Below are 12895 nucleotides of genomic sequence, written 5' to 3' on the forward strand. Positions count from 1 at the left end.
TCTTACGCCTCGTCATCGGGCTGCAGTCGGCCGCTGTTTGCTACCGCCTGCGGCGCCTCGGCGACACAGGCGGCGGTAGTCAGGATCAGGCCGGCGACCGAGGCTGCGTTCTGCAAGGCGGTGCGTGTCACCTTGGTCGGATCAATCACGCCGCCAGCAACCAGGTCGCCATATTCGCCGGTCGCTGCGTTGTAGCCAAAGCTGTCGCTCCCAGCCTCGACCGCCGCAATCACCACCGAGGGCTCATCGCCGGCATTGGCTGCAATCGCCCGCAACGGTTCTTCGAGTGCCCGGCAGACAATCCGAATCCCCGCCTCCTGATCGGGATTGCCGCCCGCCAAGCCGAGCAACGCGGCTCGGGCGCGCAGCAAAGCCACGCCGCCGCCCGGTACGATACCTTCCGCAACCGCAGCCCGCGTCGCATGCAAAGCGTCGTCAACCCGATCCTTTTTCTCTTTCATCTCGACTTCGGTAGCGGCGCCGACCTTGATTACGGCCACCCCTCCGGCCAATTTGGCAATGCGCTCCTGCAATTTCTCGCGATCATAGTCGGAGGTGCAATCGTCGATCTGGCGGCGGAGCACAGCAACCCGTTCGTCGATTGCGGCAGCTGCGCCGCTGCCACCGATCAAGGTTGTACTGTCCTTACGGACTTCCACCCGCTGGGCACGCCCCAATTGTGCTGCCGTGGTGTTTTCCAGCTTGCCACCGGTTTCTTCCGAAACCACTGTCGCCCCGGTCAGGATCGCAATGTCTTCCAGCATTGCCTTGCGCCGGTCACCAAATCCGGGGGCTTTGACCGCGACCGCCTTGAGCACCCCGCGCATGCTATTGACCACCAATGTCGCCAGGGCTTCGCCCTCGACCTCTTCGGCAACAATCAGCAAGGGCTTGCCAGCTTTCGCCACTTCTTCAAGGACTGGCAGCAGGTCGCGGATGCCGGAAATTTTCTTGTCATAGAGAAGAATCAGAGGGTCTTCCAGAAGCGCTACCTGTTTCTCCGGCTGATTGATGAAATATGGGCTGAGATAGCCGCGGTCAAACTGCATCCCTTCGACTACCTCCAGTTCATTCTCCAGAGACTTGCCCTCCTCGATACTGATCACCCCATCGCGACCGACCTTGTTCATCGCTTCGGCAATGATTTCGCCAATCGCTGCGTCGCCATTGGCCGAAATACTTGCTACTTGGGCAATTTCCAGATTGCCGGCACAGGGTTTGGAAAGCTTGCGCAATTCATCAACCACGGTGGAGACCGCGCGGTCGATGCCGCGCTTGAGATCCATCGGATTCATCCCGGCTGCCACATAGCGCATGCCTTCGCGCACAATCGACTGGGCCAGCACCGTCGCAGTTGTGGTGCCATCACCGGCAACATCGGCGGTCTTGGCTGCGACTTGCTTGACCATCTGCGCCCCCATGTTCTCGAACTTGTCCTTGAGTTCGATTTCCTTGGCTACTGAAACTCCATCCTTGGTCATCAAGGGCGCGCCATAGCTGCGCTCCAGGACGACATTGCGCCCTTTCGGTCCGAGCGTCACCTTGACCGCATCGGCCAGCACATTGACCCCGCGCAGAATGCGGCTGCGCGCCTGATCGTGAAATTGGACTTCTTTAGCTGCCATTCTTTTTTGCTCCTTGGCTTAGCGAACAGAATAGAAATCGGAGGCTGACTGCCTCGCTCAGGAAGTGAAGACGCCGAGGACGTCGGCCTCGCGCAAGACGAGGTATTCCTCGCCACCATGTTTGACGGCCTGCCCGGCATACTTGCCGAACAGCACCCGCTCACCGATGGCAAGCTGCAAGGGCTGTCGCTGGCCATCTGCCAGACGCCGGCCAGGACCGACAGCGAGCACTTCGCCCTGTTCAGGCTTTTCGCCGGCTTGCTCGGGAAGCACGATCCCGCCTGCAGTCGTCCGTGACGGTTCGATACGCCTGACGATAATCCGGTCGTAGAGGGGACGAATAAACATCATTGATCTCCTGTGCGATAACGAATTGTCGAAGCGGCTGCGACACCGGCAGGGAACGAGGAGGGAGATACCCGCCGGGTCGCACCGGTCGGCACCCATGCCGACAGGAGGCAAGATAGGGACAGGCTGACGCATTTCAAGTACCCGGCACGTTCCCGATTGCCCCCGGACACAGGCTAAACTGGCAACCGTTTCACACCACCGACAGCAAGCCTGACTCCCCCCACCTCGAGGCCATCACTCTTGAACATCGACCGCATTCATTTCGTTGCCACTGGCGGCACCATCGACAAACGTTACGATCCGCTCAGCGGCCAGCTTTATATCGGCGCACCGGTGCTGCCGGAAATTCTGGCCAGAGCCGGGATTGAGGGCAAGGTTTCAGAGGTTTTGAAGAAAGACAGCCTCGACATTAGCGAGAGCGAACGCGAGCAACTCGCTGCCTTTATCGCCGCCTTGCCGGAACACCAGGTGCTGATCACCCATGGCACCGATACCATGGGGGCCTCTGCCGCCCTGATCGAACCGCGCGTGCCGGGCAAGACAGTGGTCCTGACCGGTGCGATGGTGCCCTGGAGCATTGCCGGTTCGGATGCGGCATTCAATATTGGCGTCGCCCTGGCGGCGGTGCAAATCCTGCCACCGGGCGTCTATATTGCGATGCACGGTCGGGTACTGCCGCATGCGGCGTACGTCAAGGATCGGGCACAAGGCCGCTTCATTGCAGGCTGAACCGCGATTTTTAGCCGGATTCACGGTCGACCGTGAACCCGGCTGATTCCTCGGCCATCGCCCGCTTACCCCTGCCCGTGGCTTCGTGCGACAATCGCCCCCCATGTCTGCCCTCGCCTTTGTCGACCTAGAAACCACCGGCGCCACCGCCGCCAGCGACCGCATCACAGAAATCGGCATCATCGAAGTCGATCCCGATGGTACGGTTCGCGAATGGCAGCAATTGGTAAATCCGGGTATCCCGATCTCACCCTTCATCCAGCAACTGACCGGCATCAGCAATGCAATGGTTGCCGATGCTCCGCCATTTGCCGCAATCGCTGCAGAGGCATTTGCACGCCTGCAGGGGCGGTTGTTCATTGCCCACAACGCCCGCTTCGATTACGGTTTCCTGAAGCAGGAATTTGCCCGTACCGGCCTGAGCTTTCGCGCTACGGCGCTGTGCACGGTCAAACTCTCGCGCGATCTCTACCCGGATTACAAGCGCCACAGCCTCGATGCCCTGATCGAACGCCACCAGTTGCGTGCCGCTGCACGCCACCGGGCACTGGCCGACGCGCAATTGGTCCACCAGTTTTGGCAAAAAATCCACGTTGACCGTAGTCACGACGAAATCGCGGCCGCACTCGACCTGCAACACGCCAATCCGGCCCTGCCGCCCGGACTCGATCCGGCAATCCTCGACCAGCTGCCGGAAAGCGGCGGGGTGTACCTGTTCTACGGCGAACACCTCGGCGCCAGCGACCAGCCGCTTTACGTCGGCCACGCCCGCGACCTGCGCTCACGCATCCTGTCGCACTTCCCGGCACTGCCGCCAAGCGGCGGCAAGCACGAGCGCAAGCTAAAGATGGCACAGGCGGTCCGCCGCATCACCTGGGAAGAAATCGCCAACAACGAAAGCGCGCAGGAGCGCGAAAAAGCGCTGATCTGCAGCTTGCTGCCGGCCTACAACCGCAAACCGAAACGGAGCTGAAAGCGATGAAGAAACTGTTGCTGCTCGCACTGGCAGGCCTCAGCCTGCATGCTGCCGGCGAGGAAATCGGCTGCGTCACCACGGCCTGGAAGCTGATCGGCGCCAACCACCGGGTCTGCGTCTATGCCTTCGACGACCCGAAGGTGCCTGGTGTCACCTGCCACATCAGCCAAGCCAAGACCGGCGGCATCAAGGGCAGCGTCGGGCTAGCCGAAGATCCTTCGCAATTCTCACTGGCCTGCCGCCAGGTCGGACCGATCAGCTTGCCGGCCAAACTGCCCAAAGACGAGATCGTATTCAGCGAAGACACTTCCCTGCTGTTCAAGGAAACCAGTATCCACCGCAGCCTTGATGCCAAACGGCAGGTGCTGGTCTACCTGGCGATCAGCCGCAAGCTGATCGAGGGGGCCCCGGCCAATGCGATCTCCACGGTGCCGGTGCAACCCTGGGGAAAGGGCGAATAAGCCTGGGCTGTCTTTAGCCACCAGACGGTGCCGGTGTAAACGGGCTCACTGCAGGGTCTGGCGGGCACCGCCAAAATCGGGATCTCAACGAGCAGCCAGCAGTTCCTGCAACGCCGACCGCAATTCGCCCACCTCTTGCTCCAAAGCTGCGACGCGCGCTTGCAGAGTGGCCAGTTCCCCGGCCTCCGTCGAGTTTTTCACGGTCGACGACGAAAAATCAGAAAAATCGTCGCCGCCCAAGAGTTGTCCCCAGCGGTTCTCACGTGCCCCCGGCGCCCGAGGCAATTCGCGAACCAGCGCCGGCTCTCGCGCAGTCAGTTCCTCAAGAAAAGCCTCAACCGAGGAAATATCGGCAAAGCTGTACAGGCGTTCGCAATTCAGTCGCAGTTCGCCGGCAGTCTGCGGACCGCGCAGCATCAGTACGGTTAGCAAGGCGGCTGCCGGCCCCGAGACTGCGACCGTTTTCTCAAATTGATGCGCGTAGCGGGCCACCCGGCTGCCGCTGACCTCGTTGACTAGCCGCAACTCCTTCAAACGGTCGAGCGCAGCAGCGACATCGCTCTCTGTCAGCTCCAGCACCGGCTGCCGACTGGTTTTCTGATTGCATCCAGCAAGCAGCGCGTTGAGAGAAAGCGGATAGGTATCGGGCACCGTGCGCTGCTTTTCACACAGCGTTCCCAGCACCCGGATTTCGTTTTGCGTCAGATTCACGGCGGCCCCCGTTGGTAACAGACAGTCGAGCAAACGACCGCTGTGGACAGCAAAAAGGCCAATCCGAAGATTGGCCTTAAGGCAGGTTTCTTGGTCGGGGCGGCGGGATTCGAACTCGCGACCCCTTGCACCCCATGCAAGTGCGCTACCAGGCTGCGCTACGCCCCGACAAGAGACAGAGATTATAGCCCGTTTTTCAAAAAACTCAAGAGAAAATTAAATACGGAGCATTTCGACAACAGCCCCCAACTCCTCGCGCAAATTGGCCAACGGGCTTTCGGTCGGCTCCGGCTCAATCTCCTGTTCGCCAGCAAAGGGCAGCGCCGCCTGGACCGTGTCCAATGCAGCCCCCCCCTCCTCCAGACGATTGCGCGCACCGCTGATGGTAAACCCCTGATTGTAGAGGAGTTCACGAATACGCCGCACAAGCAGGACTTCATGATGCTGGTAGTAACGGCGATTACCCCGCCGCTTGACCGGCTTCAGCTGAGTGAATTCCTGCTCCCAGTAGCGCAGTACGTGCGGCTTGACGCCACAGAGCTCGCTGACCTCGCCAATCGTGAAATAACGCTTGGCGGGGATCGGCGGCAGGTCTTCCTTGACAGGCGGCTTAGCTGGTCGCTGTTCCATTGTAGGCAAGTTCGACGTCGGACTTCAGTTTCTGGCTGGCGTGGAAGGTCACCACCCGGCGGGCAGTGATCGGGATTTCCTCGCCGGTTTTGGGATTACGACCGGGCCGCTGCGGCTTGTCGCGCAACTGGAAGTTTCCGAAGCCGGAGAGTTTGACACCGTCGCCAACCTCCAATGCATTGCGGATTTCGTCGAAAAAAGCCTCGACCATGTCCTTGGCCTCACGCTTGTTGAGGCCAACTCTCTCGAACAGCAGATCAGCAAGTTCGGCTTTGGTAAGCGTCATTGTCGTCTTATTTCCGTCAGGCACGCAGTTGAGCACCGAATGCCTGTTCGAGACAGGACACCAGTTGCTGCATCGCAGCATCAACTTCAGAATCTAGCAAAGTACGTTGAGTATCTTGCATAACTATACGGAAAGCAAGACTTTTCTTGTTTTCCGGAACCCCTTTGCCCACGTACACATCGAACAACTGAACATCTTTGACCAAGGCCGGCGCGGCGGTTTTCAGGCCGTCCAACAGGTCCTGGAGTTGCAAAGATTGATCGACCATTACCGCCAGATCACGAATTACCGGCGGGAATTTCGAGACCTCGGCATAAGCCGGCACGGTAGCTGCCTTAAGTGCGGCAAAGTCAAGTTCGAAAACAACTGGAGCATTCGGCAGGTCGTACTTCTGGACCCACTCGGGATGCAGTTCGCCGAGACAGCCGATCTCGCAACCGTCGAGCAGCACACGCGCAGCGCGCCCCGGATGCAGCGCCGGATGCGCCAGTTTTTCGAAGCGCAAGGCAGCCGGGGCAAGCAAGGCTTCCAAGTCACCCTTGACGTCGTAAAAGTCGACCTTGCGACCGCCACTACCCCAGCTTTCCGGCAATGCACCGCCAAAGCTCAGGCCGGCTAGTTTCCACGGCTGCCGATAACCCGCCACCGGCGAGGCCGATGGATCGCGGTGGAAAGTACGGCCGACTTCGAACAGGCGGACGCGGGTCTGCTTGCGCTTGAGGTTGGTCACCAGGTTGGCGATCAGGCCGCCGAACAGATTGGAACGCATCACCGCCATCTGGCTGGCAATCGGGTTGGCCAGGCGGATCAGGTCGGCCTCTGCAGTTTTGGCCGCGAAATCCGCCTCCCAGGCCTCCTCGACGAAGGCGAAGTTAACCACCTCCTGATAGCCGCGGTCGGCCAGCATCTGGCGGATGCGATAGGCCGGACGCTGCGCCTCGGGCTGGCGTAGCATCGCCATCCGGGCCTGCGGCGCCGGCGCCGGAATATTGTCGTAACCGACCAGACGGGCGATTTCCTCGATCAGGTCCTCTTCGATTTCCATGTCGAAGCGCCAGGACGGCGGCGTCACCAGAAAATCTTCGCCCTCACGGACAAAGCTCAGGGCCAGGCCACTGAAGATAGCGGCGATGCGCTCGGCCCCCAGGGTCACGCCTAGCACCTTCTCGGCACGCCCGGTACGCAAACGCACCGGCGGCCGCGCCGGCAGGTCGGCCTTGGCCTCGACGACCGGGCCCGCAGCCCCGCCGCAAATTTCGAGAATCAGTTGCGTGGCGCGCTCGATTGCGGCACGGGTACCGCCGAAATCGACGCCCCGCTCGAAACGGTGCGAGGCATCGGAGGCAAAGCCGTAGCGTCGGGCACGACCGGCAATCGCCTTCGGTGCGAAAAAGGCGGATTCCAGGAAAAGCTCACTGGTTTCCAGCGTGATGCCACTCTCTTCGCCGCCCATCACCCCGGCCATGGCCAGCGCCTTATCGTCGTCGGCAATCATCAGTACATCGCCGCTCAGCGCCAAGGTTTGCTCGTTGAGCAACAGCAGTTGCTCACCTTCACGCGCCATCCGGGCATGCACCGCACCCGACAGGCGGGTATTGTCGAAAGCGTGCAGCGGCTGGCCCAGTTCGAGCATGACGTAGTTGGTAATATCGACCAGCGCGGAAATGGCGCGAATACCGCTGCGCTCAAGACGCCGCTGCATCCACTCCGGAGTCGCTGCCTTGGCGTTAACGCCCTTGATCACCCGGCCGTAGTACAGCGGGCAGGCAGTCGGTGCATCGAGCATGACCACGCGATGATCGGGAATCGTCGGCGCCACCTCGGCCACCTGCGGCAAAGCCGTGGCCGCCCCGGTAATCGCCCCGACTTCGCGGGCAATCCCCTGCAGCGACAGACAGTCGGCACGGTTCGGGGTGAGCTTGATCTCGAACACGTGATCATCAAGTTCCAGATAGTCGCGGATGTTCTGCCCGACCGGCGCATCGGCAGCCAGAATCAGCAGGCCAGAAGCATCTTCGGCGATCCCGAGCTCCTTCGCCGAGCACAGCATGCCGGAGGACTCGATGCCGCGCACCTTGGCGATCTTGATCTTGAAATCGCCGGGCAGTTCGGCCCCCGGCAATGCGCAAGGCACCTTCAGCCCAGCGGCAACGTTAGGCGCTCCGCAGACGATCTGCTGCGGCGTACCGCTGCCGATGTCGACCTGGCAAACATTGAGACGGTCAGCATCCGGGTGCTTGACGACTTCCAGCACCTGAGCAACGACAACTTGATTGAAGGCGGGCGCGACCGCGTCGAGTTCCTCGACTTCGAGGCCGGCCATGGTCAGCAGATGGGATAGTTCCTCGCTCGACAACGCGGGATTGACGAGGGAACGCAACCAGGATTCAGAGAATTTCATGGGCTTGTCTCGAAAATGGGATCAGGCGAATTGGCGCAGGAAACGCAGGTCGCCTTCGAAGAACAGGCGCAGGTCATTAACGCCGTAGCGCAGCATGGTCAGACGGTCTGGACCAAAGCCGAAAGCAAAGCCGGTGTACTTTTCCGGATCGATCCCGGCGATGCGCAGCACATTCGGATGCACCATGCCGCAACCGGCGATCTCAAGCCAGCGACCTTTCAATGCACCACTCATGAAGGCAACGTCAATTTCGGCGGATGGCTCGGTAAACGGGAAAAAGGACGGGCGGAAACGCACGGTCAGATCATCGGTCTCGAAGAAGCTCTTCAGGAAATCGGCGATCACGCCCTTGAGGTCGGCAAAGGAAACGTTTTCACCAACCCACAGGCCTTCGACCTGATGGAACATCGGCGAGTGCGTCGCATCGGAGTCAACCCGGTACACCCGACCCGGCGCGATGATCCGGATTTCGGGCATTTTTTCCTGTTGACCGTATTTGGCCACATGCGCCTGCATGTAACGCGCCTGGATCGGACTGGTGTGGGTGCGCAGCAGCACCTTGTCGGCCAGCGTGCCGTCTGGGTTCTGCAAATAAAAAGTATCGTGCATCGAACGTGCCGGATGATCCTCGGGCGTGTTCAAGGCGGTGAAATTGTGAAAATCTTCTTCGATTTCCGGGCCATCGGCGACCTCGAAGCCAATCGACGCAAACAGGGATTCGATGCGCTCCAGCGTGCGCGTCACCGGATGCAGGCCACCACGCGCTTCAGCGCGACCGGGCAGCGTAACATCCAGCGCCTCTTCGGCCAGGCGCGCTTCCAGCGCCGCCTTGCGGATCGCCTCGCGGCGCGCATTCAACGCATTCTCAACCGCCGTCTTGGCGACGTTGATAGCGGCACCCGCCGTTTTCTTTTCCTCGGGCGGCAGCTTGCCCAGGCCCTTCAGGAGTTCGGTAATCTGGCCGCTCTTGCCGAGAAAGCGGGCTTTGGCCTGCTCCAGCGCGTCCGGGTCGGAAATGGCAGCAAAGGCGGCCTGCGCCTCGCTAACGATCTGATCGAGATTGTCCATGGACTTCTACCAACAATAGGGCCAAACAGGAAAGGGAACGCCGGCAGAGACAACGCAGCATCCCGCAAAAAACCACGGTAACCGGCAAACCTTCCACCAGGAAGGCCACAGGCACCAACAAAAAAGGAGGCTTGCGCCTCCTTTTTCGTCAAGAGCTTAAGCTCAGGCGCCGAGCTTTGCCTTGGCCTGGGCGGCCAGAGCGGCAAACGCCGGCTGATCGAAGACAGCCAGATCGGCCAGAACCTTGCGGTCGACTTCGATGTTGGCCTTCTTCAGACCATTCATGAAGGTGCTGTACTTCATGCCCAGCTGACGAGCAGCGGCATTGATACGGGCGATCCACAGAGCGCGGAACTGGCGCTTGCGCTGACGACGGTCACGGTACTGGTACTGACCGGCCTTCATCACCGCCTGCTTGGCGATACGGTATACGTTCTTCCGGCGACCGCGGTAACCCTTGGCCTGAACCAGAACCTTCTTGTGACGGGCGCGAGCCGTTACACCACGTTTAACTCTAGGCATCTGTTATCTCCTTATGCGTAGGGCATCATGGCGCGGACGGAAGCTGCGTCACGCTCGTTAACGGCGGTCGAACCGCGCAGGTGGCGCTTGTTCTTGGTCGTCTTCTTGGTCAGGATGTGGCGCTTGAAAGCCTGGCCGCGCTTGATGGAACCACCGGCGCGAACCGAGAAACGCTTCTTGGCGCTGCTCTTGGTCTTCATCTTGGGCATTTGGATGCTCCTTAATGACATGCTTGCAGGTGGCTTCCGACGGAAACACTTCGACAACCCGTAAGCACTTGTATTGATTGCCTGTTGTCAGGCAACCGGTACTGCAAAGGCGGACCCGAAAACCGGGCCCTCAAAAAAACTTACTTCTTTTTGGCCGGGGCAATGACCATCACCATCTGCCGGCCTTCCATCTTGGGCATCTGCTCAACCTGACCCAAGGCCTCCAGATCAGTCTTGATTCGCTCCAGCTGGCGCATGCCGAATTCTTGGTGAGCCATTTCTCGGCCACGGAAACGCAAAGTCACCTTGACCTTGTCGCCCTCTTCCAAGAAGCGCGTCATGTTGCGCAACTTGATCTGGTAGTCATTCTCGTCGGTACCCGGACGCAGCTTGACTTCCTTGACCTGCACCTGCTTTTGCTTGAGCTTGGCTTCGTGCGCCCGCTTGGCTTCCTGATACTTGAACTTGCCGTAATCCATGATCCGGCAAACCGGCGGCTTGGCCAGCGGTGCGATTTCAACCAGGTCCACTCCGGCCTCTTCGGCCATCTGCTGAGCGACACGAACCGTAACGATGCCTAACTGCTCGCCTTCCAAACCCTGGAGACGGATCTCGTGACCCGTAATTTCCTCGTTGAGGCGATGCGTCTTGTTCTGAGCGATGGTAAAACCCCCAAAATATCAATAATTAAGCCGTGCCACTGCGCGCAGCGACTTCCCCTCGGAGTCGCTCGATCAGAGCCTCGACCGACAACTGGCCAAGATCCTGACCACCGCGAGTACGCACGGCTACCAACCCGGCTTCCTTCTCTTTGTCACCGACGACGAGTTGGTAAGGCAACCGGTTCAAGCTATGTTCCCGAATTTTATAGGTAATCTTCTCGTTACGCAAATCAGCCTCGGCACGGAAGCCGGCCACATGCAGCTTTTGCGCAACTTCGGCAGCGTAATCGGCCTGCTTCTCGGAAATATTCAGCACCACCGCCTGCACCGGTGCCAGCCACAGAGGCAGAGAACCGGCAAAGTTTTCGATCAGGATGCCGATGAAGCGCTCCAGCGAACCAAGGATCGCACGGTGCAGCATCACCGGCGTTTTCCGCTCGTCGTTGCCAGCCACATACTCGGCACCAAGACGCCCCGGCATCGAGAAATCAACCTGCATCGTGCCGCACTGCCAGGAACGGCCGATCGCATCCTTGATGTGGAACTCGATCTTCGGGCCATAGAACGCCCCCTCGCCCGGCAATTCGGTCCACTCCAGACCAGAAGCACGCAAACCCTGGCGCAACGCATCCTCGGCCTTGTCCCAGATTTCGTCACTGCCAACACGCCCTTCCGGACGCAACGCCAGCTTGACCGCGACATCATTGAAACCAAAGTCGGCATAAACCTTCTTGACCAGAGCGTTAAAGGCCGTCACTTCGGACTCGATTTGCTCTTCGGTGCAGAAAATATGACCGTCATCCTGGACAAAACCACGCACACGCATCAGGCCGTGCAAGGCACCAGTCGGTTCATTACGATGACAGGAACCGAACTCGCCATAACGTAGCGGCAGTTCACGATAGGAACGCAGATCGGAATTAAACACCTGCACATGCCCCGGACAGTTCATCGGCTTGACCGCGTAATCGCGATTCTCCGACGAAGTCGTGAACATATTGTCCTTGTAGTGATCCCAGTGACCGGACTTTTCCCACAGGGACTTGTCGAGAATCTGGGGGCAACGGACTTCCTGATAACCGTTATCCCGATATACCTTGCGCATGTACTGCTCGATCTCCTGCCACACCGCCCACCCCTTGGGGTGCCAGAAAACCAGGCCCGGCGCCTCGTCCTGCATGTGGAACAGGTCGAACTGCTTGCCCAGGCGACGATGGTCGCGCTTCTCAGCCTCTTCCAGCATATGCAGGTAGGCATCGAGATCTTCCTTCTTGGCCCAGGCCGTGCCGTAAATACGCTGCAACTGCTCGTTGCGATGATCGCCGCGCCAGTAAGCACCAGCCACCTTCATCAACTTGAAAACCTTGAGCTTGGCCGTGGTCGGCACGTGCGGACCGCGACAAAGATCGATGAAATCACCCTCGCGATACAAGGAAACCTGCTCGCCCGCCGGGATCGCCCCGATCAGTTCCGCCTTGTATTTCTCACCCTGCCCGAGGAAGAACTCGACCGCCTCATCTCGATCCCAGACTTCACGCGTGACCGGAATATCCCTCTTGACCAACTCCGCCATGCGCTTTTCGATCGCCGCCAAGTCTTCGGGCGTAAACGGGCGCTTGTAGGCAAAATCATAGTAGAAACCGTTCTCAACCACCGGACCGATCGTTACCTGCGCCTCGGGAAACAGCTCCTTGACCGCATAAGCCAGCAGGTGCGCAGTCGAGTGGCGAATGACCTCCAGACCCTCGGCATCGCGGTCGGTAACGATCGCCAGATCGACATTGCGATCAATCAGGTAGGAAGTATCGACCAACACCCCATCCACCTTGCCAGCCAGCGCCACCCGCGCCAGGCCGGCACCAATGCTTGCTGCCACCTCGGCAACGGTCAGAGCTTGCTCATAAGAGCGAATGGAACCATCAGGAAGTCGAATATCGGGCATGACTGGCCTCTGGGCAAAAAAAAAGTGCGGGCTGAGCCGCACTTTTTCGTTAACAATGAACGCTGACTCGCAATTTACGATTTCTGAACTGCATTGCTAGTTCGGAAAGTAGTCACATCAGCCCCATCATGAATTTTGGTAGGCGGTATTGGAATCGAACCAACGACCTCCACGATGTCAACGTGGCGCTCTAACCAACTGAGCTAACCGCCTAAAGAAGTCCGCATTATAGACCAATCAAAAAATACGTCAAGATTTTTTCCTGGCTTTTTTATCCTTGCTGCTGATTTCCTTCAGCCCCGCATCGGCAGGTTAAGATGCT

At 59.4% G+C, this 12895-nt stretch carries 14 protein-coding genes and 2 tRNA genes; 3 read left to right on the forward strand and 13 right to left on the reverse strand.

Features of this window, described 5'->3' with window-relative positions; all coding sequences use genetic code 11:
- Window positions 1-2: 2 nt before the first annotated feature.
- Together groL and VX159_RS09405 are read right to left on the reverse strand one after the other, a co-directional pair.
- Window positions 3-1625: a chaperonin GroEL gene (groL, locus tag VX159_RS09400; RefSeq protein ID WP_371322633.1), complete on the reverse strand. Its 1623-nt coding sequence runs from the start codon at window positions 1623-1625 to the stop codon at window positions 3-5.
- Window positions 1626-1682: 57 nt separating this feature from the next.
- On the reverse strand, window positions 1683-1973 hold the full coding sequence (locus tag VX159_RS09405; protein ID WP_371322634.1) for a co-chaperone GroES: 291 nt from the start codon (window positions 1971-1973) through the stop codon (window positions 1683-1685).
- A 243-nt stretch (window positions 1974-2216) separates the two neighbouring features.
- Here VX159_RS09405 and VX159_RS09410 point away from each other — a divergent pair, with 243 nt between their 5' ends.
- From VX159_RS09410 to VX159_RS09420, 3 genes are all read left to right on the forward strand, one after another.
- Window positions 2217-2705, forward strand: a complete 489-nt coding sequence (locus tag VX159_RS09410; protein ID WP_371322635.1) for an asparaginase domain-containing protein — start codon at window positions 2217-2219, stop codon at window positions 2703-2705.
- 103 nt (window positions 2706-2808) lie between these two features.
- Window positions 2809-3678, forward strand: coding sequence for an exonuclease domain-containing protein (locus tag VX159_RS09415; RefSeq protein WP_371322636.1), 870 nt, complete (start codon window positions 2809-2811; stop codon window positions 3676-3678).
- A 5-nt stretch (window positions 3679-3683) separates the two neighbouring features.
- A complete protein-coding gene (locus VX159_RS09420; protein WP_371322637.1) occupies window positions 3684-4142 on the forward strand; it encodes a CreA family protein in 459 nt (152 codons plus the stop codon).
- 84 nt (window positions 4143-4226) lie between these two features.
- On the opposite strand, the gene VX159_RS09425 is transcribed toward VX159_RS09420, so the two are convergent.
- The 11 genes from VX159_RS09425 to VX159_RS09475 all read right to left on the reverse strand — a co-directional run bounded on the left by VX159_RS09425 (window position 4227) and on the right by VX159_RS09475 (window position 12786).
- Window positions 4227-4853: a YceH family protein gene (locus VX159_RS09425; protein WP_371322638.1), complete on the reverse strand. Its 627-nt coding sequence runs from the start codon at window positions 4851-4853 to the stop codon at window positions 4227-4229.
- Window positions 4854-4944: 91 nt separating this feature from the next.
- Window positions 4945-5021: transfer RNA gene (locus VX159_RS09430), tRNA-Pro, on the reverse strand.
- Window positions 5022-5069: 48 nt separating this feature from the next.
- Complete coding sequence (locus tag VX159_RS09435) at window positions 5070-5483, reverse strand: MerR family transcriptional regulator (RefSeq protein ID WP_371322639.1); 414 nt, start codon at window positions 5481-5483, stop codon at window positions 5070-5072.
- Entirely contained in the window at window positions 5464-5769 is a 306-nt protein-coding gene (locus VX159_RS09440) for an integration host factor subunit alpha (protein WP_371322640.1), read from the reverse strand. The genes VX159_RS09435 and VX159_RS09440 overlap by 20 nt, the downstream gene beginning before the upstream one ends.
- Before the next feature lie 16 nt (window positions 5770-5785).
- Window positions 5786-8170, reverse strand: coding sequence for a phenylalanine--tRNA ligase subunit beta (gene pheT / locus VX159_RS09445; RefSeq protein WP_371322641.1), 2385 nt, complete (start codon window positions 8168-8170; stop codon window positions 5786-5788).
- Between the two features lie 21 nt (window positions 8171-8191).
- A complete protein-coding gene (pheS, locus tag VX159_RS09450) occupies window positions 8192-9238 on the reverse strand; it encodes a phenylalanine--tRNA ligase subunit alpha (RefSeq protein ID WP_371322642.1) in 1047 nt (348 codons plus the stop codon).
- 162 nt (window positions 9239-9400) lie between these two features.
- Complete coding sequence (rplT, locus tag VX159_RS09455) at window positions 9401-9760, reverse strand: 50S ribosomal protein L20 (RefSeq protein ID WP_371322643.1); 360 nt, start codon at window positions 9758-9760, stop codon at window positions 9401-9403.
- Window positions 9761-9771: 11 nt separating this feature from the next.
- Window positions 9772-9969 (reverse strand): 50S ribosomal protein L35, encoded by a 198-nt coding sequence (gene rpmI / locus VX159_RS09460; protein WP_290895739.1) that lies wholly within the window; start codon window positions 9967-9969, stop codon window positions 9772-9774.
- A gap of 140 nt (window positions 9970-10109) precedes the next feature.
- Window positions 10110-10631: a translation initiation factor IF-3 gene (infC, locus tag VX159_RS09465; RefSeq protein WP_371325507.1), complete on the reverse strand. Its 522-nt coding sequence runs from the start codon at window positions 10629-10631 to the stop codon at window positions 10110-10112.
- Window positions 10632-10656: 25 nt separating this feature from the next.
- Complete coding sequence (thrS, locus tag VX159_RS09470; RefSeq protein ID WP_371322644.1) at window positions 10657-12573, reverse strand: threonine--tRNA ligase; 1917 nt, start codon at window positions 12571-12573, stop codon at window positions 10657-10659.
- 136 nt (window positions 12574-12709) lie between these two features.
- Window positions 12710-12786 (reverse strand) — tRNA-Val (locus VX159_RS09475).
- Window positions 12787-12895 lie beyond the last annotated feature (109 nt).

It is taken from the genome of Dechloromonas sp. ZY10, assembly GCF_041378895.1.
Taxonomy (GTDB): Bacteria; Pseudomonadota; Gammaproteobacteria; order Burkholderiales; family Rhodocyclaceae; genus Azonexus; species Azonexus aquae.

Bases quoted from the DNA above. Each gene is read 5' to 3' on its own strand.
- VX159_RS09440 (WP_371322640.1), bottom strand. From the start codon at position 5,769: ATGACGCTTACCAAAGCCGAACTTGCTGATCTGCTGTTCGAGAGAGTT.
- VX159_RS09405 (WP_371322634.1), bottom strand. From the start codon at position 1,973: ATGTTTATTCGTCCCCTCTACGACCGGATTATCGTCAGGCGTATCGAA.
- rpmI (WP_290895739.1), bottom strand. From the start codon at position 9,969: ATGCCCAAGATGAAGACCAAGAGCAGCGCCAAGAAGCGTTTCTCGGTT.
- VX159_RS09420 (WP_371322637.1), top strand. From the start codon at position 3,684: ATGAAGAAACTGTTGCTGCTCGCACTGGCAGGCCTCAGCCTGCATGCT.
- VX159_RS09415 (WP_371322636.1), top strand. From the start codon at position 2,809: ATGTCTGCCCTCGCCTTTGTCGACCTAGAAACCACCGGCGCCACCGCC.
- pheT (WP_371322641.1), bottom strand. From the start codon at position 8,170: ATGAAATTCTCTGAATCCTGGTTGCGTTCCCTCGTCAATCCCGCGTTG.
- pheS (WP_371322642.1), bottom strand. From the start codon at position 9,238: ATGGACAATCTCGATCAGATCGTTAGCGAGGCGCAGGCCGCCTTTGCT.
- thrS (WP_371322644.1), bottom strand. From the start codon at position 12,573: ATGCCCGATATTCGACTTCCTGATGGTTCCATTCGCTCTTATGAGCAA.
- rplT (WP_371322643.1), bottom strand. From the start codon at position 9,760: ATGCCTAGAGTTAAACGTGGTGTAACGGCTCGCGCCCGTCACAAGAAG.
- groL (WP_371322633.1), bottom strand. From the start codon at position 1,625: ATGGCAGCTAAAGAAGTCCAATTTCACGATCAGGCGCGCAGCCGCATT.
- VX159_RS09435 (WP_371322639.1), bottom strand. From the start codon at position 5,483: ATGGAACAGCGACCAGCTAAGCCGCCTGTCAAGGAAGACCTGCCGCCG.